Consider the following 24,763-nt stretch of genomic DNA (forward strand, 5'->3'; position numbering starts at 1 on the left):
ATCGTATCATTATTTTTAGAAAAATTCATTAATAATTACTGTTTATTAATAGATAGAAAAGATAAATCAGAACAAATCAATCTAATTTATAGATCAATAATCAATCCTATGGATAAAAATGGATTTTTAATGCGCTTTCAATCCTTATTATGGAAAAAGAGGTCTAACCTTTACATATTAAAGCATAAAGAGTTGACCTCCCTTTTTTAATGGTGATGATGTTCTTTTGCTGGATTATAAATAATAAAACCTGGCTCTGGAACATAGAAATATTGCACCCATACTCCATCTAAAAAATCAGCTTCACGAGTGTCTAATAAAACTTCTACCTCTTTATCTGTTTGCACAACCTCATCAAATTCAGTCTGCTTGTCTAACTTCAAATCATAATGGGCATGGTTTCCGTGGTGTTCGGTTATGTACACACGAAGTTTTTCGCCTTCATTAGCATTTGCTAACATTTGCTTCATTACTTTTGAAGCATGTCTATTTATCTTTACTTTCATTTTGTCATCCCCCAAATCATTAGTTGCTTATTTATTGTAGTATTCCAAAATGTCGTTTGCAACTAATTGGATTTCCCCTTTCCTATTTTATTATTTGCTAAGTCCTTTATCACGAAAAAAACTAGGCTGCTTATGCATTCGCCCAGTTTTTCATTTTTTATAAGAATATTCTGTTAATTTTTAAAAAACAGCTACGCTATCTTGCACCTCTTTTAATACAGCAAGTTCTTTTGCATATAAAGAAAAATTGCATTCATCCATGCTATCAAGTGTTTCATTGACTTTATATTCCAAGTAGTTGATTTTCAGTTCCAGGTCTATGATTGAACAAATCTTTTTATCTTCTACAAACTCTTCCAATTCATCTATGTACATATAGATACTAGAATTTTTTATTAAAACGAGAACTAGCCAGCCAAGGGAATCCACATATTTTTTTTCATCGGTAATGATGAATGTGTCTCCTTTATCGAATTCCAGCATAAATGTATGATCAGGACTAGGACATGTACATTCAATTAAATATTGAAAAGATTTTAGCACCACATAGTCATTTTTCATCCTATTTCCACCATCCTATAAATTGTTTAATAAACACTATTTGTGAAATAATAAGTTTTATTTGTTTTTTATTTTAAATGAAAATGATTATCAATGTCAAATGATTTTCTTTTAAAAATAGAAAAAAATGCGATGGTTTTCTTTTAAGAAGAAAACCATCGCATTTTTTAGGATATAGAGTGGGCTTTATGATTTCTTTTATCTACTAATGTCGTAACAGAGGAACTATTTCTTTTTGCAATTTTTTCTTTAAAATAGCTTATCATCAAAGAAATGATAAATACGGAAACAATACTGTAAAGCGCCCTTATTATCCCGACACTATACACCCCTATGAGTATAACCATTGCATCAAAAACAAAATTTGTTTTTCCCATATTCCAATTAAGCTGCTTTTGCAAGGTAATGGATAGAATTTGCGCTCCACCTAATGATGAGCCATTCATAAATAATAGAATGGTGCCAATTCCAATAATTACTCCCCCAACCACGCTGCCTACTAGGGGATGCATACTAATTGCCACATGAATTTTTGACAATAGGGCTGAAAATAAAGTAACCGTACAGACAGCTGCCATCGTTGCAAAGGTAAATTCTTTCCCCATTTTTTTGAAGGAAATAATAAAAAAGGGAAGGTTGATAATGACAAACAATAATGGAAAAGAAAATGGCAGCAAATACGAAAGGCTTAATGCGAGGCCTGCTGTGCCCCCAGTTACAATCCCGCTTGTTTTTAGAATAGATAAACCGAGTGCAGTAATAAAACAGCCAAGCATCATAAAGAGGAATTTCAATAGATACCACTCCTAAAACAAATTTTGTAGTGTATGAATTTTTTGCTTTTCGGCGGCATTTCATGCAGTTTGGTAAGGTATAAAGATATGTGGATTTAAAGGTGGAATTATTACAATTATAATGATAGAATAGATCGAAGCAATTTTACATAACAAAAAGCATATATTTAAATCAAAACACCTAAATATCGAATTGTTTTTTTAGAAAATCAATTCATATTGTTTAAAGGAGCCATTAAAGAAATGGATAAGGTTGATATACAATTACTGAAAATTTTGCAAGAAGATGGAAGAATAACAATAAGCGATTTATCCAAAAAATTAGCTTTAAGCCGCCCAAGCGTCTCAGAACGTTTGCTTCGCCTACAAGAAAAAGGAATCATTGTAGAGTTTAGCGCACGAGTATCTCCTGCTAAATTGGGAAGAGAAACATTATTATTTATTCAAATTAGTGAATTAAAAGGAGAAGCAAAAACATTCGAAGATTTCATTCAGACAGTAGAGGATATTATCGAGTGTCATCGGGTAACAGGACCAATTAGCTATACAATTAAAGCAGCTGTCTCTGGCATTGATGGAATGCGTAAATTGGTGGATCGGCTAATTCCATATGGAACAATCAATACCTCTGTTATTTTGGCTTCTCCTGTTCCTTACCGCCATCTATTGCCAATAAAGGAGGAGGACCTTTTGTGAATGAAAAAAGGAAGCGGAAAAAAGCAATTCGTCTTTTCTCAGCTTCCTTTTTCACTTTTAAACCAATGAATCGATGATGGCAAATAAATCGTGAAGATTCTGAATTTCATACGTAGGAATAACCTCTTTAGGAATAGCCTTTTCCCTATTGATCCATACTGATTTAATTCCAGCTCTTGTGGCACCAAGCACATCTGTATTTAGATTATCCCCTACCATCAGCACCTCTTCTTTATTCACATCTGCAATTTTTAATGCATGCTCAAATATGGATGGGTCAGGTTTGCCTTTGCCAAATGCTCCTGAAATGATGATTTCATCAAAGTATGGTGCAATTTCTGGCGTTATTTCCAATTTTGTATTTTGCAATTGCGGAGAACCATTTGTAATAAGGACTAACTTGTACTTTCCTTTTAATTGATCGAGAACTTCAAATGTTTCTTCATAAACAAATGGTGATTCTTTTCTAAAACGAGGAAAAGCCTCTGCCAATTCTGCACCAAATGATTCATCCTCAATCCCGACCGCTTTTAAGCCATTTATCCACGCATTTTTTCGGTAAAGCGGCACAATTTCTTTCATTTTTCGAAAAGAATCATGATCATCTGCAAATTCTCCCCATAATCCCTCAAAAGGGTTAATGCCAATCATTTGGGTAAATGAATAAGTTTCATACCCTTCATAAAGTGATCTTGCCTCTTTGCGTACTGCTTCTTCTAATACTTGAACATCGATTCCATATTTTTTTTGAGCAAGCTTGCATGTTTTGTCAAATGCTTCTTGCACACTTTTTTTATCCCATAATAATGTATCATCTAAATCAAAAAATATCGCTTTCATCATTTGTACCCTTCCCCATTCTATTATGTACTTAGACAGCCTTGCTTTCCCTATTAGATTACAAGGTAACAAATTAGATGTAAATACTTGATTTTTTAACAAAAGCTTGATTGTAAAGTGGATTGCCCTAGAAAGAGAAAAAATCAGGCAGTTTTCCCCGCCTGATTTTCCAATCATTATTTTTATAAAATTATTTTCGCTTTTTAATAAACACTACTTTTAAATAATTGCTTTCTTTGACCTTCTCTAAATAGCGAAAGTCTTTTGGCAAACCAAATTCTTCGACAATTTCATAACTGCTGCTTTGTTTTTCAAAAGCATCTAAAATAAATTTTTTAAATTTTTTCATATCAAAGGTGCTACAATTGGTGGAAGCTACAATGATGCCATTATCCTTTGTGATCGCAATGGCCTCTTTTAATAAATTAGTATAGTCTTTGGCAGCGCTGAATGTATGTTTTTTTGACCTTGCAAAACTAGGAGGATCCAGGATTACCATATCAAATAACAAGTTTTTTTTGACGGCATATTTAAAATAGTGAAAAACATCTTCGACGATAATTTTTTGCTTTTCAAGATCAATATTGTTCAGCTGAAAATTTTCCGCCGTTTTTGCTCTGCTTCTATTTGCTAAGTCCACACTTGTCGTTGACTTGCTTCCACCAACTGCTGCCGCAACAGAAAAAGCCCCTGTATAAGAAAAAGTATTTAAAACATCTTTCCCTTTTGCATATTTATCACAAATCATTTTGCGCACATCCCGCTGATCCAAAAAGATTCCGACCATGGCACCATCATTTAAGTCAACAGAATAGCTAATGCCATTTTCTTTTATTGTAATAGGAAAATCTCCTTTTTCCCCCATAACAAAATCATCATCTTCTACGTACATTCCTTTTTGATCAAAACGCTTTTTCTCATAAATTCCTTTAAACTCCATACATGTTTGCAGAGCTGCAATAATCTTGTCTTTAAAACGATAGATTCCTTTGCTGTACCATTGAAAAAGTAAAAATCCATTAAAAAGATCCAGCGTAAAACCACCGATTCCATCTCCTTCGCCATTAAATAAACGAAATGCAGTTGTATGAGGATCTTGAAATAATGCTTTTCTTTTCTCAATAGCATCAGCTAATTTTTTTTGAAAAAACATTTCGTCGATTGCCTCATTTGAATTATTGGTTAAAATCCAGCCGATTCCTTTATTTTGAATAGCATAATATCCAAGTCCAAGAAATTGTTTGTCCCTATTTTCCACTTCTATAATCTGCCCTTCTTCTAAACGGGAAACATTTTCCAAGGAATCTTTATACAATAAAGGATTGCCTTCTTTTATTCCACGCTCAAATAAAGGAGTTACTTGCACTTTTATTCGTTCCATTTTGTCACCTATTTACTTTCTATTATTCATTTCATTATGGAAATAACTGCACAAAAACCTTTTACGCCTTATCTTATTATACATGAAAAATAACTGGATACCTATAATGGACCAGCCAACTTTCTTTTTCCTCAAAAAAAGTCCACTTGGCCAAGTAGAACCAAATGAACTAACATTTATTATTTCGAAATAATTATTTCATCGATAATGCCATATTCTTTTGCTTCGTCTGCACTTAAAAAATAATCCCGTTCTGTATCACTGAAAACTTTTTTAAGTTTTTGGCCTGTTTTTTCGGCAATAATCCTATTTATTTGTTCTTTCAGCTTTAAAATCCGTTTTGCGGCAATTTCAATTTCTGTCGCCTGCCCTTTTACTCCCCCTAACGGCTGATGGATCATTATTTCACTATTGGGCAGAGCATATCGTTTTCCTTTTGCTCCAGCAAGCAAAAGCAGTGCTCCAAAGGATGCCGCCATTCCTGTACAAATCGTTTTTACATCTGGTTTAATATATTGCATAGTATCATAAATGGCAAATGTTACTTGCTTTTTATTTTTCCGAATCATATCCATCCATTGATGATAGGCGATTTTTTTAATAAAGCAGGAGTTATATTGTGTTCTCCGTATGCTTCTAATGCTTTTAGCCATGTTTCTTGCATAATATCTTCCCGTCCCAGTTTTTAATCTGAAGAAACTTGCAATAATGATCCAGTTTTTTTATATTTTCTTCCAGTCTGCTTTTTTGACTTATCATGCTATTTTTGGGAAAGTTCATCGACGCGCCTCTTTTTCTTTCGTATCTATAACGCAGGAAATCTTTAAAAAGATATGGTCATAAAAATTTTTTCGTGGTTTTTTCATTATACTCCTTCGCCTTGCTTTCATCCTATTTGTTTGCCAGCTCCCACGATAATTCCAGCCGATTTAGGAAAATATAAAAAAATAACAAAAGAGAGGAAATAATCATGGAAAAATCAAAAAAACAAGCAGGAACCTGTCCGTTATGTTTACGAGAAGAGGTAGAAACAACTGTTCATCATTTGACACCAAAAGAAATGGGCGGTGCTTTTTTAACTACCGCAAAGCTTTGCATTCCTTGCCACAAACAAATCCATGCCTTATACACAAATGAAGAATTAGCGCTTCGATTACATACCATTCCCCTCTTAAAGGATGATCCACAAATAAAAAAATATTTGGTTTGGATCAAAAAACAGCCATCCTCAAAATTATTGAAGGTTAAAAAATCAAAAGAAAAAAAGAAAAGAAGATAAGTGCAACTAACAGGCTGGAAAAGCATTTGCTATCCATCAGATTTTTAGCTGCACCATTTTCTTCTTTTACTAAAAATTCTTATTCCTTTATATCTTTTAATGCTTTTTTCGCTTTTGCTTCCATTAGATTATACGACTGCCAGCGAACTTCTTTTTTGTGTATAGTTTGTTTTTTCTCAATCAGCAATTGCTTTAATCCTGTAATATGGGGTTCCTGCTTATAATAATCCACTAAAGGAGGAATAGAAGCGTCAGATAGTGTTTTCATATAGGGAATATCAAACTGGCCTGTATGGGAAAATCGCTCGATATTTTTTTTGACAATTAATCCGTCTAAATTAGTGATCGTTAATGTGCAATAATATACTAAAAAAATAATTATAAAAATTCGAATTAGATTTAGCTTTTCTATCCAAATTTTTATAATCGTAAAGGCCCATGCAACAGCAAGGAGCAATAAAAAAGAATGGGCAAATAATCGCAAATAGGTATAGCCATATGCTTCTTCGTAAAGAGACAACCGAAGATGGGAAGATAATAGCATAATGAGACTAAATACTGTTAATAGTGTCATACAAGATTTTAGCATAATTATTTTTTTCTGCGCATAGGTGTTCACACAAAGGATGATCAGCAAATTTATTATAGAAACAATAATCAATTCAAAAAATCCTCTTCTTGCATATGCAGAAAAACTATAGCCATTCATTAATACATCATTAAAAAAATAGCGGAATTGCACAATTGTAAACAGCAAATATAAGCTATTTACAGCAAACAAGACTGTTAATACAATTGTATGATCAAAAGTTCCTCCCCTTTTTGACTTATTCACAGGGACTATGATTGCTTTTCTTTTTATCGTTTTCATTGCTAGAATAAAAAAAACACAAAAAATGATGACCCTAATTCCCTGCCAAATAAGGTTTGCATTTATTTTAACGCCATCCCCTACTATTTCTTTTATAAAAAAAACAAAATTTTCATCAGAGGAACTCAACAAAAAGAACATAACTACTACAATAGGTGCAGCAATGATTAAACCAATTATGACTTTTTTCAACTGTACAACACTTTTAGGATACTTTTCTTTTTTATATTGTTTAAGAAATAATTTCCCGAAAATTTTTGTGCATTCACAAAACTGTTCCGCTTTTTTTCCTAAATATTGAAGAAATAGAGAGGAACTCCAATCAAGAAATGGAGGACTTGTTATTAAACAAGCATGAATACAAACCAGCCCAATTATAAGAATAAAATTTATGCTGTAAAAATAAGGATTAGCTGTTACAACATAACTTAAGATCAACACCCATATACAGCAAAATAAAAACATGCCGATGAATTTATGGCTGGATACTCTTTTTTTGATATAAGCATAAAATAAAAAATAAAAAGCAGCAAAAAAGAGACTAAAAGATATACCGATGCTTTCTGTAAATAAACTTATTTCGGCAAGCATACTTAAAAGCAAACAACTTAATGAATAGATAATATTTTTTCTTTTCATTTTTATTCTCCTTTACATAGTAATTCTATATAGTTAACAAAATAAGAAGTAATTCTAGGTAGATAAAAACTATATATCGCTTTTTGTATTGCAATGTAGTAATTCTAGGTAGATAATAGAACAACTTAAACTGATTTTGTTGTTCCAAAACGAAAACCTACTACTGTAATTGGATACAAAAAAAACGTTGCACCAATGCAGATAAAGATAAACTGCTCAGATAATAATGGATCAAACACCGAAATAGGAATAATTTGAAAAACTATTAAAACCATTAATAAAAGATTCGGAATCAAAGAAATAGAAAATGTCTTTTGCAGCAATTTTCTGCCGCCAAGCCCAAATTCTTTGCCCACTTCATAACCTAACAACAGCCAAAAGAAACAATATAAGCAAATAATTGTAAAAGGAATGCTTGTTAAAAATGCCCATACTTTATGTATCGATGGATTAGATAATTGATGATAAATGACTGTTAAGCCAACTCCGCTTATAAAAAAGAAGAGATTGCTGATGAAAAAAAGCCATTTTGTTTTTTCCGCTGTAACCGCTGATTCCTCTTTATAAATCTCGGCAATTTCTTCTGGTAATCCAAACCTTTCAATAATCAGTTTCATCGCTTCCTGTTCTGAAATCTGCTTTTTGCTATAGATTTCGGTATGCATTTCGGCTAAATGGACTTCATATTCAAGAAGAATTTCTTCCTTATTCGAATTTTTCTCTAAATGCTCCCTAAGCAAATCGATATATTCTTTTTGCGTAGAAATCATATTCCTTTTCTCCCAATTACTTTATCAATTGTCTGTACGAATTTTTTCCATTCGCTTGTTTTATGCAATAAGATTTCTTTTCCCATTTCCGTAATCCGATAATATTTTCTAGCTGGACCTTTTTCCGATTCTTGCCAAAAAGACTCTACATACGCTTGTTTCTCCAGTTTGTGCAGCGCAGGATATAAAGTTCCTTCCTTTACTTGAAGTGTATAATCACTGCGGCTTTCCATCTCTTTTACCAATTCATAGCCGTACATTTCTTTTTCTTCTAATAACTGCAATAAAATTAATGATGTGCTTCCTTTAACCAGCTCTCGATTAAACATTTTTCCACCTACCTAGAATAAAAATGTACCTTACGTTCATCTTAGAGCTTTCCTTCTGTAAATGCAAGAAAAACAAAACTGTTAGTCGAAAAATGTACCTTTTAATACTTTGTGGGTAAAAATATTTTCTTTCTATGGTAAACTATTAGATATGGACAATTTATGATAAAGGAGGCATTTTTTATGATCGTAGAGATCTAGAGAGGTAATATGAATCAATTAGTAATTCAACATTCTTCGAATACTCGAATTATTTCTTACATCCATACTCCCATTTAGCGTTTATCCTCTTTTCTACAACTAATCAACAATAAACATTAGAATATTTGGGTACGTCCATTGTCCAAATAATTGCATATTTTAACTTAATAGTGGAATGATAATTTAATCAATATTTTATGATGGTTAATAAATATTCCTTGAATTTTCATAAGGAAAGGTGTACAAAATGGTAAAAATACATAAAAAAGAATCAAAGTCACATTTAATTCTGCGTTATATTATGCTGATGATTGGCGCAAGTCTTGCAGCAATAGCAATTGAGCTATTTTTAGTTCCAAATACAATAATAGATGGCGGCATTATTGGTGTTTCTCTTATCTTAAATTATATGACAGGGTTTAGTTTCGGAATTCTTGTGCTTATTATTAACCTGCCGTTTTTATTTGCAGGATATAAATATATAGGGAAAAACTTTTGCATTTCCTCCCTATTTGCAATTATTATCCTGGCCATTGTAGAATCAAGCCTCCATCATTTTGATGCATTAACGACAGAACCCTTGCTTGCGACAGTATTTGGCGGCTTAATTTTAGGTGCAGGTGTTGGTCTTGTAATCCGCAACTCTGGTGCATTGGATGGGACAGAAATTTTAGGGATTTTATTATCAAAAAAAATCCCCTTTTCAGTCGGTGAATTTGTAATGTTTGTTAATGTTTTTGTGTTCGCATGGGCAGGATTTGTTTTGGAATGGGAACAAGCCATGTACTCTATCTTAACGTACTATATTGCAAGCAAAGCGTTAGATGCGGTTATTCAAGGATTTGACGATACCAAAGCTGCAATGGTTATTTCCAATGAGTATGAAGAAATTGCCGAAGCATTATCAGATCGCCTCGGCCGCGGCGTTACAAAACTAAAAGGAAAAGGCGGATATTTAGATCAAGAAAAAGAAGTGCTGTATGTTGTATTTACCCGCCTAGAAGTGGCAAAATTTAAAAGCATTGTCCAAGAAATTGATCCAAATGCCTTTATTACCATAATGGATACCCAAGAAGCTCATGGGGGCAAATTTAAATCAGCCATCCATTAAAATAAAAAACTCTTGTCTGACAAGACAAGAGTTTTTTATGCTTTACACAAGGGATAAAACAATCGGCAATGTAATTAAGCTGAGCAATGTGCTAAATAGCGTTGCAGATGACACAAAGTCTGGATCCGTATCATACTGCAAAGCATATAATGTTGTATTGGCTGCAGATGGCATCGCTGCCAGCACAATCATAATTTGTTTTAACAGATCATCAACAGGAAGAAAAAATGTCATTCCCCAAGCAATCAATGGCGACACTACTAATCGGAGCACTAAAGCCAAAGAAAGCTGCGGGATTCGTAAATTTTTCACCGAAATTTTTGCCAACTGCATGCCGAGAACAAGCATAACAGTTGGAATAGCTGCATTGCCAACCATTTTAATGGCTTCCATCATTGTACTGCTTATTGGCACATGCCAAAAGTGAAAGATTATGCCTAATAATGCTCCATACATAATCGGCACACGCAATACTTTTTGCATTGTTTCTTTACTCGAGGGATTTTCGGAAGATCCTTTTGCCGCATAATATATTCCAATCGTCGCCATTATTAATTGCTGAATAACCATTAAAATAACCGCATAATGCAAAGCTGGTACGCCAAATGCAAATAAAACAAGAGGTGTGCCATAATTGCCATTATTCATAAATGCTGAAGATAAAATCATTCCGCACATCTTGTTTGTGCTATAGCCTCTGAACTTTCCCACCAGATAAATAATCGCAATAATACCAAATACTAAAGCAAGAGCATAGATAGTCATCATTACATAATCACTATTAAATTCTGTTTCATAAAACACACTAAAACCAAGGATCGGACTCATTAAATAAACACTCACGGTCGAAACCGGTTTAACGTCAATATGCAGAATCTTCTCTCCAACAAACCCGACCCCAAAAATAAAAAATATTGGCAATAATACAGCAAAAAATTCCATTGAAAAAGCTCCGTTCTCCTGCATCGTCCTTTTATTTTTTAACTCTTATTATCGAACCTTCATATTTTGCAGCTTCTTTATGTTATTCAGTCGCTTTACTAAACAAACAGCGGAAAAAACTTCTTACCTATTAGAAGTTTTCTAGTCTACCGTGCATTGGCGGGCTTAACACTCCCACCTAAAAAGAAAACGAGCGCTCCAGATGGGGAGAAACTTGCCCGCAAAAGCCTGATTAGCTCCGCTAACAATCAGTAGGATGAAGCCCCTACTGATTGAACTTTCACTTTATTAGCATTTATTGTCTTATTTGGCCATCGCCATAAATTAAATACTTGGTGGATGTTAAGGCTTTTAATCCCATTGGTCCCCTGGCATGCAGCTTTTGTGTGCTAATGCCAATTTCTGCACCATAACCAAACTCAAAACCATCTGTAAATCTTGTGCTTGCATTATGATAAACAGCTGCTGCGTCTACTTTTGCTAAAAATAATGCAGCATTTTTTTCATCGCTTGTAATAATCGCTTCTGAATGATTGGTTCCATACTGATTGATATGCTGGATAGCTTCTTCTACATTTCCGACCATTTTTACACTGATTTTTAAAGCGGAATATTCTGTATACCAATCTTCTTCTGTTGCTTTTTTCGCTTCTGCAAAAGCGGAGCATACTTTGTTGTCACCATAGATCTCCACTCCTTTATTTTTTAAAGCAGTTAGAAGCTCGACTCCATGCTCATTAAACCATACTTCATGAAATAGGATTGTTTCAATCGCATTGCAGACAGAAGGCCGCTGTGTTTTTCCATTTAAACTAATAGATATCGCCATGTTTTTATCTGCTGTTTCATCGATAAAGATATGACAATTTCCTGCGCCTGTTTCAATAACAGGAACAGTTGCTTCCTGTACAACTGTATCGATTAAATTTTTTCCGCCTCTTGGAATAAGAACATCCAAATATTCTTTTAAATGAAATAATTCTTTTGCCGCTTCTCTGCTCGTATCTTCAATCAGCTGCACAGCATCTAGTGGAAGAACAGACTTTTCTAGTGCCCTATGAATAGATTTTACAATCGCTTGATTAGAGTATGCTGCTGTAGAACTGCCTCTTAATAAAACAGCATTGCCTGTTTTAATGGATAAGGTCGCTGCATCTACCGTTACATTTGGTCTAGCTTCATAGATCATGCCCATTACGCCTATCGGAACCGTTTTTTTCACAATTTTCAAACCGTTTTCTTTTGTTATTTCTTCTAATGTCAGTCCAATTGGATCTTCCAATTCAATTAGTTGTTTAATAGATAATGACATATCTTCTATTCTTTTTTTATTCAGCATAATGCGGTCCAAAACAGACTCTGTCAGCCCTTTTTCTTTTCCATAAAGCAGGTCTTTTTTATTTTCCTCAATAATATCTTCTTGATCGATTAAAAGCTGATCGCTGATGAATAATAATGCATCATTTTTTTCCGCTGTCGTTAATTGCGTCATATCAAAACCTGCTTGTTTCGCTTTTTTTCCCTTTTGTTGGATTTCTGTCATTTTTAATCCCCCTTAAATTTTTACCCATTTATCACGGTGAATGACTGTTGTTCGGGAAGGATGTTCGGCATTTTTGCATTCTTCGCTTTTTTTGCCGATAATGGTCATAAGTTCGTCTGATGAATATAAAACTTCCCCTTTTCCAATTCTTCCTGATTCGCCAATCACTTCTACTACATTCCCTTTTTCAAATATTCCTTCAATTTTGTATATTCCAGCAGGCAATAAGCTGCTTCCATGATTCATTAAGGCTGTTTCTGCCCCTTTATCTACATAAAGGCTCCCTTGAACTGTTGAATGCAGGGAAATCCACTGGCGATTATTATTAATGGCTGTTAATTCATCTTTTCCAATATAAGTGCCATCTCCATGCCCTTCTAAAATAGAAATGAGTTTCTCTTTTCCACTGCCATTTCCTATAAATACTTTTACCCCTAATGAAATGGCCGTTTCTGCAGCAACCAGTTTCGACTTCATTCCACCTGTTCCAACCTTTGAACCGGAACCTTCCGCGCCCTTCATAAACTCTTCTGTAATTTCCTCGATAAAATCATATCTTTTGGCGTCAGGATTATCCTTTGGATTGCTGTCATACAGGCCATTAATGTCTGTTAAGATAATTAGCTGCCCTGCATGCACCAATCCACTCACCAGAGCCGACAGCATATCATTATCGCCAAATGTCAATTCTTCAACAGAGACTGTATCATTTTCATTGATAATCGGCAAAATGCCTCTTTCCAATAATTCCATCAGTGTAGAATAGGCATTGCGGTATCGATCTCTTTTCGAAAAATCATTTCGTGTCAAAAGGATTTGGGCAGGAATAATGTCAAATTGAGCAAATTGTTTGATATAGTTTTGAATCAACAAACTTTGCCCAACTGCCGCTGCTGCTTGTTTTCCCTTTAATGTAACAGGCCTTGATGGATATCCCAATTTTGCAAATCCCGCGGCAACTGCTCCTGAAGAAACAAGAATGACTTCATGGCCGAACCTTTTTAAGATGGCAATGCTTGCAATATGGTCTGATAATTTTTGTTCATCTATTTCTCCTTTAGCATTCGTTAAGGAGCTGCTCCCTATTTTCACCACAATTCTTTTTTTCTCCATAATCTGTAAAACCTCCTGATTCCAAAAAAACATAAAAAAGCCCTTCTCATCCTTCAATAAAGGACGAAAAGGGCTAATATTTCCGTGGTACCACCTTAATTGGATAATAGAACATCAATTGATGCCATTATCCCACTTTGTCTGTTAACGCCAGATTACGCCTATCTTTTTCATAGGACTCAAAAGGCAGGTTCTGCGACTTTAACGTTATGAAGTCTTTCAGCTTCTAAACTTCACTCTCTAAAACGCAAGGTTTCGCATACTAATCCTTTTTCAAACGTTCTCTTGTTTAGATGTTGATTTCATTATAACAGTTTTTTTGATTGTTTCAATCCGTTTTTTTGATTTCGCTGACGATTCCGGCTGGCAACTGGATTTACTTTGTTTTCCCATCAGTCTTTAAAGCTAGGCTCTTTTTTTAATGCATATTTTCGGATAGCATTCGCTACACCATTTGCTTCATTAGTTTCGGTAACCGCATCTGCCGCTTTTTTTACAGTCTCTTGAGCATTTCCCATTGCAACGCCAAATCCTGCTTCTTTAATCATGCTAATATCATTTAAGCTGTCTCCAACAGCCATTACATCATCCATTGTAATATGTAATTTTTCGCAGACGGTTTTTAAGCCTTTTGCTTTATTAATTCCAATCGCATTTACTTCAATGTTGCTTAAAGAAGAATTGCTTAATTCAAAAACTCCTTTATCTTGCAATTCTTTTAATACACTTGCACGAATCTTATCATCTTCTATATCAAAACCAAATTTCAGCCATTCTAATGAAGCAATATCTTCAGGCATTTGATCATTCCATGTTTTTCCGCAGCTGATAGCCCAAACTCTTGCCTTGTGTTTTTGGGAAAGCTCCCACATCCATTTAATGCTCTCTGCTTCCACCAGATTTCTTTCAATTAGATTGCCTTGGTAATCCCAAATTTCGCTTCCATTAACTGTTACTAAAAAAGTTTTTAAAAGCAAACTTTCTGCATGCTCCCGACAAGTAGCAATAGATCGTCCGGTGCTTAACACCACATGGATTCCTTGATCTTGAGCTTCTTTAATGGCTTTGCGGTTCTCTTCTGGAATCTCGCCTTTTTGATTTAATAATGTCCCGTCCATATCTAATGCAATTAATTTAATCGTGGGATTTTTTAACACGTTGTTCATGTTTTTTCCTCCTTCTTATTTGGCTGCAAAAAGATGGATAGTATACTATTATCCTTTATTTCCTTAGCAGAAAGTAAAATTCTTCTAACTAAATTTCACTTTTTTCTATTAAATAGTATATCGCTTCTCTTGCAAATAGTAAAAAATAGCGCAAATTTTACAAAATATTAATATTCCTTTATTGTAAAGAACTGAAATTACTATTATGCAGAAATAGATTTTTTTATAGCAAAAGGCCGTCTTGAAAAAATACTATGCAATACCATTCCTACAATGATGAAACATATGCCAATTAATGAGAGAAAAGAAGGCATATGTGCAGAAAGGAATAGCATTTCCCCAAGCAGCGCAAATAATACTTCAAATGATTGGGTTGCTTCCACAGCTCCTAATTTCTGCATATCACTTCGCACTAAATCGGTTGCTGCAAAAAATAAAACAGTGGCAAAAACTCCTGAAAATAAAGCGACTGCGCTCGATTGCGCCACTTGCTCCCGGCTTGGCAAACCTACAGTATAGACCCCATAAATAGATAAAATAACCCAAAAAGGCAGACTCGCAATCGTCATGCCAAGCACCCGCTGATAGGCATCTAAACGTCCGTCTAAAATCTCCATCATTTTGCGGTTGCCAAGTGGATAGGCAAATGAAGCAATGACAATTGGAATAAAACAAAGCAATGTACTTTGAATAGACATCTCTTTTGCATACTCTGCTTGCATCAGCAAAACACCAAATACAATCAGCAAAGAAAAGGTTAAACTATTAAATGGAATTTTTTTTCGAATTCGTTTACTGCCCGCTTTTTCATAAAAAAGTGGTGCAAGCAAGGTGCCAGATATAATGGTTAGCTGCCATGTTGCCGCAACAAGCCATCCAGGTCCATAAGCTGCTGCAAAACAAATAAAAGCATAAAAAATGCCGAATCCAACGGAACTCCAAAGAATCCATGGAATAGGATTTGCCTTTAGCTCGTGCCATACTATAGTTAGATTTTTTCTAAAAAGCACTATTATAATTAATAATGGCAACATAAAAAAATAACGCAGAGATGCACTCCAGACCCAACTTCCCCCATTCATTTCCATTGCTTGATTCAAAACAAATGTAAATGCGAAAAAAAACGCTGCTAAAATGCCTAAAATAATAGCTCGCATAAAACTTTCTCCTTTAGCTTTATTTCTTTATGAATTTTTATACTATTCCAAACCTTTATCTACTACTATAACGCAATTGTTTTGGAAGCTGAATAGTTTTTATCATGGATGCGTAGAATTTTATGTTAAGTTTTGCACGAATAATAAAAAAGAAAGAGATGGACATTTTGCATACAAAGAAAAAATATTTCCTCCTTTTTTTGCTCATTTGATTTTATGTATATTTACACATATTAAAATCTATACTGTTTATAGCGCCAACCTTTTTTTGCTTGCCTCTTATTCTGTTTGCAGATATTCTTATTTTTTAAAATCAAAACTTAAATAAAGTATAACTTCCATCAGGCTTTGCGGACTAGTTTCTCTCCGCCTAGATTTCTTCTTTTTCTCTCCTTATATTGAAAATTCGGGAATGCGCGATAAAGCAGCTCATGTTTAAAACCAGCTATTAATATAAAGAAAAGACCGTTGGAACACTCCAACGGCCTTTATTGCTTGCCTATTAAACAAGTACTATTGCTAGCATTTTTTGGTTATACTGATAATAATAGAAAGGTGTGGTAACAATGGATTTTATACTTTCGGCATTTTCTTTTGTAGGCATTATTTTTATTGTGTTTCTCCTAGCATATACTAATGCCTTAATAAGGATAAATCGAAATAAAGATCGGGGAAAATAGACCTTCTTCCATTACTTTATTTTTTCACACAGTAAATCGCCTAATTATCCCTTGCAATTCTTCTGAGCTGTCAGCAAGAGCTTTTGCAGAAGCATTCACTTCTTCTAGTGATGCAATTTGCTCCTGAGTGCTGGCGGCAACAGCATCCGATGCAGCAGCATTTTTTTTCGCAATATCTGCAAGTTCATTTGTTGTAGAGCTGACCGCAGAAACTTCCTCAGAAACTACTTTTACAGTAGTAGAAATTTCAGCAATTTGTGGTGCAATGCTTTTTACTCCTTTTAAAATTTCATTAAATTTTATAATCGTATCATTGGATATTTGAATGCCTGTCCCGACACTTTTAGCCGCTTTATTCATTTTTTCAGCAGATTGCTCTGTTTGCAGTTGAATTTCTTGTACAAGATCTGTTATTTGTTTTGCTGATGACTGTGATTGTTCCGCCAGTTTTCGAACTTCATCAGCGACCACAGCAAACCCTTTTCCTTGCTCTCCAGCTCTAGCTGCTTCAATTGCTGCATTTAATGCTAATAAATTCGTTTGTTCTGCAATTTGACTGATGACTGTAATAATCTCATTTATTTTGCTAGAACGATCGTTTAGTTCTTGAATCATCTGATCCGATTCATTTACATGTGCATAAATCGTATTCATTTGCTCCACATTTCTTTTGACAAATGATTCCCCTTCTTCTGCATGAAAAGCAGTATTGTTTGCTTGCTTATTTACACTTTCCGTATTAAAGGAAATTTTCTTGACGCCTTTGGCGATTTCTTCAATTGCAAGTACTGTATTATCTATTGCACTTGTTTGTTTTTCCGCATCAAATGCAATATCTTGAATAGATGCTCCTACATATTCTGTAGCTGCTCTTGTTTGTTCAGATGCTGCTGATAATTCCTCAGATGCCGTTGCCACTTGCTCTGTATTTTCATCTACTTGAATAATTAACTGGCGCAGGTTTTCGTTCATATTTTGAAAAGCATCGCCTAACTCTCCTATTTCATCTTGAGACTTAATTTTTATTGCTTCTGTTAGATTTCCTTGACTAATAATATTTGCGCTGGTCTTTAGATCATTTAATGGTTTTGTTATCAAACGTGTGACATAAAACGCTACACTCACTCCTACCATGATAGTAAGAATCTCGATTACAATGATTATTTTTATTAAATTATCCGATGCTTGCACTATTTCATTTTTGTACATAGTGCCCATGACCTTCCAACCAGTTAATTTATTGGTCAGATAAACCATTTTTTTATCTTGATCTTTATATTGATAAGAAAATTTCCCCTCATCGTCTACATATATTTTTTTCAGAAAATCCTCTTTGGCTATTGTTCCAGGATCAATGGTCGGATGGGAAATATAATTCATTTCTTTGCCTAAAAGCGCTGCATAGCCCTCTTTTCCTATATTAACTTCTCTTGTTACTTGATTAATCGTATCGACTGTTAAATTAATTCCTATAACACCAGATCCATCTTTTAGTTTTTTTGAAATCGTGACAACATGGTCTCCTGATGCTGACAAATAGGCATCTGAAATAACCGTATTGCTCTTATTTTCCGCATTTTTATACCAGTCTCTATCTCTTGGGTCGTATCCTTCCGGAAGTTCCTTCTTTGGATACTGCACCATTGCCCCTTCTGTAGTCCCAAGAAAAACACTTGCATTTTCTGGATGAATGGATGCATATTCTTCCAGTCTTTTTCTTAATTCTGATCCCTCATTTATTTGTATATTTTGCTTTGAAATTGTTTCTGCAAAATAATCTGCATCTTTTACTTTTGGTTCTACTGTATCGGTAATATACTGATCAAGCAATTTAATGCTTTCTGTTGCAGCATAATCAATTTGATTTTCTACTGCTTTTGTTCCATTCAAATAGGACATTGTTCCTATAAAAATAGCAGGAACAAGTGCAAGCAGCAAAAAAGCAGCCAATAATTTTTTTTTAATTGTTAAGAGTGCCCGTTTCTTTTTCATCTAAATCCTCCCGCAATGCAAAAACTTAATATTTTTGTCCTTACCCTTAATATCGGCAGAACCTTGTTTATCTGAATAAACGATTAGTCATCATTCAACAGGCGGAATTTTCAAAAAAATAAGAATGCGCCTCTTTTTTTAATGAATTATATTCAGGAGATACGGTATATCTTATGCTGCTCTTATAAAAATAAAAAAGGACGGAAACAGTTTATACCTGTTTTCGTCCTTTTTATCTCAGATTAATGGACATTAAAAATCCCCATTAATTGCTAGTTTTATTTTATTGCTGATATTGAACACGATGAAGGTTAGCAAAAATGCCGTCTTGTTCCAGTAACTCCTCATGACGTCCTTCCTCTGCAATTCCATCTTCCGTTACCACTACGATGCGGTCTGCATTGCGAATCGTTGCAAGGCGGTGGGCAATCACTAGTGTCGTACGGTTTTCTGCAAGCTCATTTAATGAGTTTTGAATAATTAATTCTGTTTCTGTATCCAGCGCAGAGGTTGCTTCATCCAATATTAATATTGGCGGATTTTTCAAAAACATACGAGCAATGGCAAGGCGCTGTTTCTGCCCCCCTGAAAGTTTTAAGCCCCTCTCGCCAATTTGCGTTTCATATCCATCTGGAAGCTTGCGGATTAAATCTTCCAAATGCGCACGTTTTACTGCTTGATGTATTTCTTCATCCGTCGCATCTAATTTTCCATAAGCAATATTTTCTTTAAGTGTTCCTGTAAATAAAAAAACATCTTGCTGAACAATGCCAATTTGGGAACGCAAGGAAGAAGTTGTCATCTCGCGAATATCGATTCCATCAATTGTGATGCTTCCACCTTTTACATCATAAAAACGAGGAATCAATGACGTAATCGTTGTTTTTCCTGCTCCAGATGGCCCTACAAAGGCAATTGTTTCTCCGGCACGTATGGAGAGATTAATATTCTCTAAAACAGGACGATTATTTTCATAGCTAAAATCGACATTTTTTAATTGGATATCTCCGCGAAGATTTGGTACATCAATTGCATTTTCTGCATCTTTAATATCTGGTTCTGTATCAATTAATTCTAAGAAACGCTTAAATCCTGCCATTCCTTTCGGATATAGCTCTAATAATGTACTAATTTTATCAATCGGTTTTTGCAATACATTCACATATAAGATAAAAGCAACAAGCGCTCCGCCTGTTAGTTGATTATTAAAAGTAAGCCAAGCACCATACACGAGTACAATTAGTGTAAAAAAACGCATAAGCATATAAACAGAAGAAGAAGTAAGAGACATTATTTTATAGGCCCCAACTTTTGCTTTGCGGAAACGTTTATTGTTAACCGAAAACCGGGACATTTCAAACTCTTCATTGGTAAAAGATTGCACAACGCGAACACCTGATACACTGTCTTCCACACGAGCATTTACATCGGCAATATCACCATACATATTCTTCCATGCTCTATGCATGCTTTTATTGCAATACGTAATTAGCCAAACCAAAATTGGAACTATGAATATAATGATAAGTGCAAGTTTCACATTGATTGTAAGCATGATCCAAAAAGCGCCGACAAATGTCATAATGGCAATAAATAAGTCTTCAGGTCCATGGTGAGCCAATTCGCCGATATCAAATAAATCGTTGGTAATGCGGCTCATAATATGGCCTGTTTTTGTATTGTCAAAAAAACGAAATGATTGCCTTTGAACATGGTTAAACAGTTGGGCACGCATATCTGTTTCAATATTAATCCCTAATTTATGGCCCCAGTAGTTAACGATATACTGCAAATATGTACTGACTAAATATAATGCCAATAAACCAAAACTTACAGATACAATCGAGCTCCAATTGCCCTCAGGCAATAATGAGTCTATAAACCAAGAAACAGCCAAAGGAAATGCCAACTCTAATATGGCTACAACAACGGCACTCGAGAAATCTAGTATAAATAATTTTTTATGTGGCAAATAATAGGTGAAAAATCGCTTAATCATAAAAATCTCCCTTATATTTTTTATTTTAAGATCCTATTCACTCCCCCAAAATGTTGCATACTAGAATTGTTTATGAGAATCATTATTGATTATAGATGTTAAACAGCTATTATTCAAGAAATTTATTTTTCAAACCGAAATAGTTTCCCGACAAAAAAACAATGAAGAAATATATCTCCATCGTTTTTTTGTCTATTAGTGATTTAAAACGCTTTTTGCAATTCTAGTTAACAATACTACACTCATCGGCAGCACTTGTTCATCTATATCAAAACAATGATGATGATGTGGAGCAGGAAGTGGGGAACCGATAATCATATAGGTTGCTTTTCCTCCACGTTCTTGTACCCGGCGCATCATAAAAGTGGCGTCTTCACTGCCTAGATTGCTTTTGCTTTCCAGCTCAAACTTTGTAAATCCTGGAACTTTTTTTGCCTCTTCAATCACCAATTCCATTAGTTCAGAATCAGAAGCTGCCGTTGTCGCTTTGCCAATTACTTCGATATTTGTTTGTACACCATGCATGGCACCGCTTCCTGCAATGATGTTTTCTACCCTTTTTTTTAGCTCTTCATTCACTTCCCAGCTTTCAGCTCTTGTTTCCAAAATCATTTCTGCATGAGCTGGAATAATATTGGCAGCAGTTCCTCCTTCTAATACGCCTACATTTATTCTCGTTTTTCCCCCGCTAAACCGAGGCAGAGCATGAATATTCAACAAAGCAGTAGAAGCTGCCAATAATGCATTCGCTCCTTTTTCAGGAGAAGCGCCAGCATGGGAAGGAATTCCTTTAAATATCGCTTTTAATTTAGATGTCGCCAAAAAATTGCTGATGCCACCGTGCACTTCACCCAATGGAAGGTTTAAGCCTAAATGAAGGCAAAATAGATGACGGACATCATCTAATATCCCTTTTTCTACCATTGATACAGCGCCGCGTCCGCCTTCTTCTGCAGGCTGAAAAATCAGCTTAATGATTTGAGATGGAGCAGCTTCTGCTATTTTTTCGGCGAATGCCAAACCTATTGCGGTATGGCCATCATGGCCACATGCATGCATAGATCCTGCCATACAAGAAGCATAGCCTTCTTTAAATGGCAAATGATCTTCCTCTTCACTTTCTTTTATTGGCAGTGCATCCATATCAAAACGAAAAGCGATGGGAGACCTCTGCCCCCCTCCTCTCCAAATGCCAACAACAGCAGTATTTCCACCTTGCATCCTTGTAAGCAGCAAAGGATCTGCCCCCTGATTCAATGCTTGATGATAGGCTTTTGTTAATTGCTCCTCTTTTGGAACGCCAAAACGAGCTTCTGGCACCATTGCTTCTTTGCCGCAAAGCACTTCAAATCCTAGTTTTTTTAATGTTTGTGCGACAATGGAAGCAGTGCGAAATTCAAGAAAACCTTGTTCGGGATGACGATGGAAATCCCTTCTTTGTTCAATTACATTCACATTAATTGCTCCTTTTTTGCAATCCTTTCTCTCTATTTTACCATAATTTAAATTTTTTAAATTTTTTAAATTCAATAAACCATCATTTGTCATAAATACAAAACCATATGTTTTTCATCATAATAAATATTTTTATACTTTAATGCTTTTTTTTCTAGCCCCATAACAGTAAAGCCAATTCCTTCATATAAGTGGACAGCATCCATATTTTGAGCGACTACAGTAAGAAGAAGTTGTTCTATTTCATAGTTTTGGGCAATCGAAATAACTTTTTTTAATAAAGCTTTGCCTATTCCCTTACCTCGATAATCATTTTCCACAAAAAAAGACAATACACTGCCCTTATGTTTAATTTTTTCAAATACTTCTCTTTGCAATGTAATTGAACCAACCAATCTGTTTTGATCAAATGCCCCTAATGTTATTCTAGTTTGATCTTTTAACTGCTGTGCCGTCTTTTTTACAGGCTGCAGTTTATTTTCTTCTTCCGCAACAGTAAGCAAAAAAGCATGCGGATTTTGTTTTAGTGTTTTTAGTCGCAATTGCCAATATAATTTGGCATCTTTTGCTGTCAATAATCTTATGTACATGTTTCCACCACACTTATCTTGTTGATTCAAGCTGCAGCACATGCAGCTAAACTCTATCTCTATATTGTAATTCCATAACTCTTCGTTTCATCCCTTCTCCTTCAGTAAATTTTTTTAATGCAAAAAAACGCAAGATTTAAGCTCTTGCGCTTTTTTCTTCTCACCATTATTAATTGGCTACTTTTTTCGTCGCATTTATTAAAGCTTTGATTCCTTCGAGATCGTTTTGATCAAAAAGCTCCACTATTTTACTGCCCACGATAACACCGTCGCAGTACTGTGTCATGTTTTTGACATGTTCTGGTGTAGAGATGCCGAATCCTGCCAGAACTGGAATAGGACTTATTTCTTTCACTTTTAATAAATGTGGACCTAAATGTTCTTGGAAAGTGGTTCTTGCTCCTGTTATTCCAGTTACCGTTACAGCATACAAAAAGCCGTTTCCTTTATTGGCAATCGTCGCAATTCTTTCCATTGGGCTTGTTAAGGTTACTAGACGAATTAATTCCACATCATGTTTAGCTGCAGCAGCAAGCAGAATTTCTTCTTCTTCCATCGGCATATCCGGCACAATTAAACCGTTGATATTCGCCTCTTTACAGCTTTGAAAAAACGCCTCTACTCCGTAGGACAGAATTGGATTAATATAGGTCATAAATACTAATGGGATCGATGTTTCTTTTCGGAAAGAAATAATCGTATTAAATACTTTATTTAACGTCGTTCCTGCTTTTAATGCACGTATTCCCGCTGCTTGAATAATCGGTCCATCTGCAACAGGATCAGAAAAAGGAATGCCGACTTCAATTGCTGTTGCACCAGACTCTTCCAAAAACTTAATTTTTTTTTCTAAAGTCTCTAATCCGCCATCTCCAGCCATAATATACGGCACAAATCCTTTATCCCCATTTTCCTTTACTTTTGCAAATGCTTCTGCAATTGTCGCCATTAGTTATTCACTCCCATTTTCTCCATTACTGTATTGACATCTTTATCGCCTCTGCCTGATAAACAAACGACAATTCCTTCTTCTTTTTTCATTGTCGGCGCTAATTTCAGTACATGAGCTATCGCATGAGAACTTTCTAATGCTGGAATAATCCCTTCCAATTTGCATAATAATTGCAGTGCCTCAAATGCTTCATCATCTGTTACCGATTCATACTGGACACGGCCAATATCATGCAAATGGCTATGTTCTGGCCCAACACCTGGATAATCAAGGCCTGCAGAAATAGAATGAGCCTCTTGCACCTGGCCATCTTCATCTTGCAGCAAATACATATAAGCTCCGTGAAGCACGCCAGGTTTTCCTTTCGTTAAGCTTGCTGCATGCTTTTCTGTATGAAGGCCATGCCCTGATGCCTCTATTCCATACAGCTTTACCACTTCATCTTCAATAAAAGGATAAAACATGCCCATTGCATTGCTGCCTCCCCCAATGCAAGCAATGACGGCATCCGGCAATTTTTGTTCTTTTTCTTTATATTGCTCTTTTGTTTCTTTGCCGATTACACTTTGAAAGTCACGAACCATCATTGGAAATGGATGGGGCCCAGTCACTGAACCTAAAATATAATGAGTATCCATTACATTTGTCACCCAGTAGCGCAGCGCTTCATTGCACGCATCCTTTAATGTCGCGCTTCCTGATGTCACACTTACTACTTTTGCTCCTAACAATTCCATACGGAATACATTTAGTTTTTGTCGGCGAATATCCTCTTCTCCCATAAATACCGTGCATTCTAAATTTAAAAGGGCACATGCTGTCGCTGTTGCAACACCGTGCTGGCCTGCGCCTGTTTCTGCAACCACTTTCTTTTTGCCCATTCTCTTCGCAAGCAATGCTTGACCTAACGAGTTATTGATTTTATGTGCACCAGTATGGTTAAGATCTTCTCTTTTCAAGTAGATTTTTGCACCATTTAAGTGTTTGGTTAAATTCTCGGCATAATAAAGGGGCGTTTCTCTGCCAACATAATCTTTCAGCAAATAGTCCAACTCTTGTTGAAATGCTGGATCTGCGATTGCTTTTTTATAGCCTTTTTCCAGCTCCAAAACGGCATGCATTAATGTTTCGGGAATATATCTTCCCCCATATACGCCAAAATGGCCTTTGCTGTCTGGAAAAGAATAATTGATTGT

General features: G+C 35.2%; 22 protein-coding genes, 1 pseudogene and 1 other annotated feature. Of the genes and pseudogenes, 3 read left to right on the top strand and 20 right to left on the bottom strand.

The genetic code is table 11. The annotated features are described in order from the left end of the window. Nucleotides 1-206: 206 nt before the first annotated feature. The 3 genes from NCCP28_RS00595 to NCCP28_RS00605 all read right to left on the bottom strand — a co-directional run bounded on the left by NCCP28_RS00595 (nt 207) and on the right by NCCP28_RS00605 (nt 1,861). Nucleotides 207-506 carry an iron-sulfur cluster assembly accessory protein gene (locus NCCP28_RS00595; protein ID WP_248559484.1) on the bottom strand — a complete coding sequence of 100 codons (300 nt, stop codon included), beginning with the start codon at nt 504-506 and terminating at the stop codon, nt 207-209. Between the two features lie 180 nt (nt 507-686). After that, nucleotides 687-1,067 carry a hypothetical protein gene (locus NCCP28_RS00600; protein ID WP_248559485.1) on the bottom strand — a complete coding sequence of 127 codons (381 nt, stop codon included), beginning with the start codon at nt 1,065-1,067 and terminating at the stop codon, nt 687-689. A gap of 167 nt (nt 1,068-1,234) precedes the next feature. Further along, on the bottom strand, nt 1,235-1,861 hold the full coding sequence (locus NCCP28_RS00605) for a YitT family protein (RefSeq protein ID WP_248559486.1): 627 nt from the start codon (nt 1,859-1,861) through the stop codon (nt 1,235-1,237). A 243-nt stretch (nt 1,862-2,104) separates the two neighbouring features. On the opposite strand from NCCP28_RS00605, the gene NCCP28_RS00610 reads away from it, so the two are divergent. After that, nucleotides 2,105-2,557: an Lrp/AsnC family transcriptional regulator gene (locus tag NCCP28_RS00610; RefSeq protein ID WP_248559487.1), complete on the top strand. Its 453-nt coding sequence runs from the start codon at nt 2,105-2,107 to the stop codon at nt 2,555-2,557. Nucleotides 2,558-2,614: 57 nt separating this feature from the next. On the opposite strand, the gene NCCP28_RS00615 is transcribed toward NCCP28_RS00610, so the two are convergent. The 3 genes and pseudogenes from NCCP28_RS00615 to NCCP28_RS00625 all read right to left on the bottom strand — a co-directional run. Beyond that, nucleotides 2,615-3,400, bottom strand: a complete 786-nt coding sequence (locus NCCP28_RS00615) for an HAD family hydrolase (protein ID WP_248559488.1) — start codon at nt 3,398-3,400, stop codon at nt 2,615-2,617. Nucleotides 3,401-3,587: 187 nt separating this feature from the next. Beyond that, entirely contained in the window at nt 3,588-4,778 is a 1,191-nt protein-coding gene (locus NCCP28_RS00620) for a class I SAM-dependent rRNA methyltransferase (RefSeq protein ID WP_248559489.1), read from the bottom strand. 179 nt (nt 4,779-4,957) lie between these two features. Then, nucleotides 4,958-5,317 (bottom strand): annotated as a pseudogene (locus NCCP28_RS00625) (ATP-dependent Clp protease proteolytic subunit); the annotation flags it as partial. 431 nt (nt 5,318-5,748) lie between these two features. Here NCCP28_RS00625 and NCCP28_RS00630 point away from each other — a divergent pair. Continuing rightward, the gene (locus NCCP28_RS00630) at nt 5,749-6,057 is read left to right on the top strand and encodes an HNH endonuclease (RefSeq protein ID WP_248559490.1); all 309 of its coding nucleotides are present in this window, start codon (nt 5,749-5,751) and stop codon (nt 6,055-6,057) included. 79 nt (nt 6,058-6,136) lie between these two features. Here NCCP28_RS00630 and NCCP28_RS00635 read toward each other — a convergent pair whose 3' ends face one another. The 3 genes from NCCP28_RS00635 to NCCP28_RS00645 form a co-directional block, all read right to left on the bottom strand. Continuing rightward, nucleotides 6,137-7,567: a DUF4153 domain-containing protein gene (locus NCCP28_RS00635; RefSeq protein WP_248559491.1), complete on the bottom strand. Its 1,431-nt coding sequence runs from the start codon at nt 7,565-7,567 to the stop codon at nt 6,137-6,139. Between the two features lie 125 nt (nt 7,568-7,692). Continuing rightward, complete coding sequence (locus tag NCCP28_RS00640; RefSeq protein ID WP_248559492.1) at nt 7,693-8,337, bottom strand: HAAS signaling domain-containing protein; 645 nt, start codon at nt 8,335-8,337, stop codon at nt 7,693-7,695. Continuing rightward, nucleotides 8,334-8,666, bottom strand: a complete 333-nt coding sequence (locus NCCP28_RS00645) for a PadR family transcriptional regulator (protein WP_248559493.1) — start codon at nt 8,664-8,666, stop codon at nt 8,334-8,336. Before NCCP28_RS00645 ends, NCCP28_RS00640 begins: the two co-directional genes overlap by 4 nt. Before the next feature lie 448 nt (nt 8,667-9,114). Between NCCP28_RS00645 and NCCP28_RS00650 the strand changes: the two genes are divergently transcribed. Further along, nucleotides 9,115-9,978 (top strand): YitT family protein, encoded by an 864-nt coding sequence (locus NCCP28_RS00650; RefSeq protein ID WP_248559494.1) that lies wholly within the window; start codon nt 9,115-9,117, stop codon nt 9,976-9,978. Nucleotides 9,979-10,020: 42 nt separating this feature from the next. Here NCCP28_RS00650 and NCCP28_RS00655 read toward each other — a convergent pair whose 3' ends face one another. The 11 genes from NCCP28_RS00655 to trpB all read right to left on the bottom strand — a co-directional run bounded on the left by NCCP28_RS00655 (nt 10,021) and on the right by trpB (nt 24,760). Continuing rightward, the gene (locus tag NCCP28_RS00655) at nt 10,021-10,920 is read right to left on the bottom strand and encodes an AEC family transporter (protein ID WP_248559495.1); all 900 of its coding nucleotides are present in this window, start codon (nt 10,918-10,920) and stop codon (nt 10,021-10,023) included. Between the two features lie 295 nt (nt 10,921-11,215). Further along, the gene (locus NCCP28_RS00660; protein ID WP_248559496.1) at nt 11,216-12,463 is read right to left on the bottom strand and encodes a glutamate-5-semialdehyde dehydrogenase; all 1,248 of its coding nucleotides are present in this window, start codon (nt 12,461-12,463) and stop codon (nt 11,216-11,218) included. Between the two features lie 12 nt (nt 12,464-12,475). Then, nucleotides 12,476-13,576, bottom strand: a complete 1,101-nt coding sequence (proB, locus tag NCCP28_RS00665) for a glutamate 5-kinase (protein ID WP_248559497.1) — start codon at nt 13,574-13,576, stop codon at nt 12,476-12,478. Nucleotides 13,577-13,632: 56 nt separating this feature from the next. Then, nucleotides 13,633-13,863, bottom strand: a binding site (T-box leader). 105 nt (nt 13,864-13,968) lie between these two features. Continuing rightward, entirely contained in the window at nt 13,969-14,742 is a 774-nt protein-coding gene (locus tag NCCP28_RS00670) for an HAD family hydrolase (protein WP_248559498.1), read from the bottom strand. 203 nt (nt 14,743-14,945) lie between these two features. Continuing rightward, nucleotides 14,946-15,899 (bottom strand): DMT family transporter, encoded by a 954-nt coding sequence (locus NCCP28_RS00675; RefSeq protein WP_248559499.1) that lies wholly within the window; start codon nt 15,897-15,899, stop codon nt 14,946-14,948. Nucleotides 15,900-16,603: 704 nt separating this feature from the next. Next, a complete protein-coding gene (locus NCCP28_RS00680; protein WP_248559500.1) occupies nt 16,604-18,571 on the bottom strand; it encodes a methyl-accepting chemotaxis protein in 1,968 nt (655 codons plus the stop codon). Between the two features lie 283 nt (nt 18,572-18,854). Beyond that, nucleotides 18,855-20,570, bottom strand: coding sequence for an ABC transporter ATP-binding protein (locus tag NCCP28_RS00685; RefSeq protein WP_248559501.1), 1,716 nt, complete (start codon nt 20,568-20,570; stop codon nt 18,855-18,857). A 195-nt stretch (nt 20,571-20,765) separates the two neighbouring features. Continuing rightward, the gene (locus NCCP28_RS00690; protein WP_248559502.1) at nt 20,766-22,025 is read right to left on the bottom strand and encodes an amidohydrolase; all 1,260 of its coding nucleotides are present in this window, start codon (nt 22,023-22,025) and stop codon (nt 20,766-20,768) included. Between the two features lie 89 nt (nt 22,026-22,114). Continuing rightward, complete coding sequence (locus tag NCCP28_RS00695) at nt 22,115-22,615, bottom strand: GNAT family N-acetyltransferase (RefSeq protein WP_248559503.1); 501 nt, start codon at nt 22,613-22,615, stop codon at nt 22,115-22,117. Between the two features lie 169 nt (nt 22,616-22,784). Then, nucleotides 22,785-23,564, bottom strand: a complete 780-nt coding sequence (trpA, locus tag NCCP28_RS00700; protein WP_248559504.1) for a tryptophan synthase subunit alpha — start codon at nt 23,562-23,564, stop codon at nt 22,785-22,787. Further along, nucleotides 23,564-24,760 carry a tryptophan synthase subunit beta gene (gene trpB / locus NCCP28_RS00705; protein ID WP_248560252.1) on the bottom strand — a complete coding sequence of 399 codons (1,197 nt, stop codon included), beginning with the start codon at nt 24,758-24,760 and terminating at the stop codon, nt 23,564-23,566. The genes trpA and trpB overlap by 1 nt, the downstream gene beginning before the upstream one ends. Nucleotides 24,761-24,763: the final 3 nt, after the last annotated feature.

The sequence above is a fragment of the Niallia sp. NCCP-28 genome (assembly GCF_023168165.1).
Taxonomy (GTDB): Bacteria; Bacillota; Bacilli; order Bacillales; family Cytobacillaceae; genus Niallia.

What these genes read in the sequence shown, in the direction of transcription:
- NCCP28_RS00615 (WP_248559488.1), bottom strand. Translation starts at nt 3,400, where the DNA reads ATGATGAAAGCGATATTTTTTGATTTAGATGATACATTATTATGGGAT.
- NCCP28_RS00610 (WP_248559487.1), top strand. Translation starts at nt 2,105, where the DNA reads ATGGATAAGGTTGATATACAATTACTGAAAATTTTGCAAGAAGATGGA.
- NCCP28_RS00685 (WP_248559501.1), bottom strand. Translation starts at nt 20,570, where the DNA reads ATGATTAAGCGATTTTTCACCTATTATTTGCCACATAAAAAATTATTT.
- NCCP28_RS00650 (WP_248559494.1), top strand. Translation starts at nt 9,115, where the DNA reads ATGGTAAAAATACATAAAAAAGAATCAAAGTCACATTTAATTCTGCGT.
- NCCP28_RS00620 (WP_248559489.1), bottom strand. Translation starts at nt 4,778, where the DNA reads ATGGAACGAATAAAAGTGCAAGTAACTCCTTTATTTGAGCGTGGAATA.
- NCCP28_RS00600 (WP_248559485.1), bottom strand. Translation starts at nt 1,067, where the DNA reads ATGAAAAATGACTATGTGGTGCTAAAATCTTTTCAATATTTAATTGAA.
- NCCP28_RS00670 (WP_248559498.1), bottom strand. Translation starts at nt 14,742, where the DNA reads ATGAACAACGTGTTAAAAAATCCCACGATTAAATTAATTGCATTAGAT.
- NCCP28_RS00680 (WP_248559500.1), bottom strand. Translation starts at nt 18,571, where the DNA reads ATGAAAAAGAAACGGGCACTCTTAACAATTAAAAAAAAATTATTGGCT.
- NCCP28_RS00695 (WP_248559503.1), bottom strand. Translation starts at nt 22,615, where the DNA reads ATGTACATAAGATTATTGACAGCAAAAGATGCCAAATTATATTGGCAA.
- NCCP28_RS00660 (WP_248559496.1), bottom strand. Translation starts at nt 12,463, where the DNA reads ATGACAGAAATCCAACAAAAGGGAAAAAAAGCGAAACAAGCAGGTTTT.
- NCCP28_RS00645 (WP_248559493.1), bottom strand. Translation starts at nt 8,666, where the DNA reads ATGTTTAATCGAGAGCTGGTTAAAGGAAGCACATCATTAATTTTATTG.
- NCCP28_RS00675 (WP_248559499.1), bottom strand. Translation starts at nt 15,899, where the DNA reads ATGCGAGCTATTATTTTAGGCATTTTAGCAGCGTTTTTTTTCGCATTT.
- NCCP28_RS00640 (WP_248559492.1), bottom strand. Translation starts at nt 8,337, where the DNA reads ATGATTTCTACGCAAAAAGAATATATCGATTTGCTTAGGGAGCATTTA.
- NCCP28_RS00630 (WP_248559490.1), top strand. Translation starts at nt 5,749, where the DNA reads ATGGAAAAATCAAAAAAACAAGCAGGAACCTGTCCGTTATGTTTACGA.
- proB (WP_248559497.1), bottom strand. Translation starts at nt 13,576, where the DNA reads ATGGAGAAAAAAAGAATTGTGGTGAAAATAGGGAGCAGCTCCTTAACG.
- NCCP28_RS00655 (WP_248559495.1), bottom strand. Translation starts at nt 10,920, where the DNA reads ATGGAATTTTTTGCTGTATTATTGCCAATATTTTTTATTTTTGGGGTC.
- NCCP28_RS00635 (WP_248559491.1), bottom strand. Translation starts at nt 7,567, where the DNA reads ATGAAAAGAAAAAATATTATCTATTCATTAAGTTGTTTGCTTTTAAGT.
- trpA (WP_248559504.1), bottom strand. Translation starts at nt 23,564, where the DNA reads ATGGCGACAATTGCAGAAGCATTTGCAAAAGTAAAGGAAAATGGGGAT.
- NCCP28_RS00595 (WP_248559484.1), bottom strand. Translation starts at nt 506, where the DNA reads ATGAAAGTAAAGATAAATAGACATGCTTCAAAAGTAATGAAGCAAATG.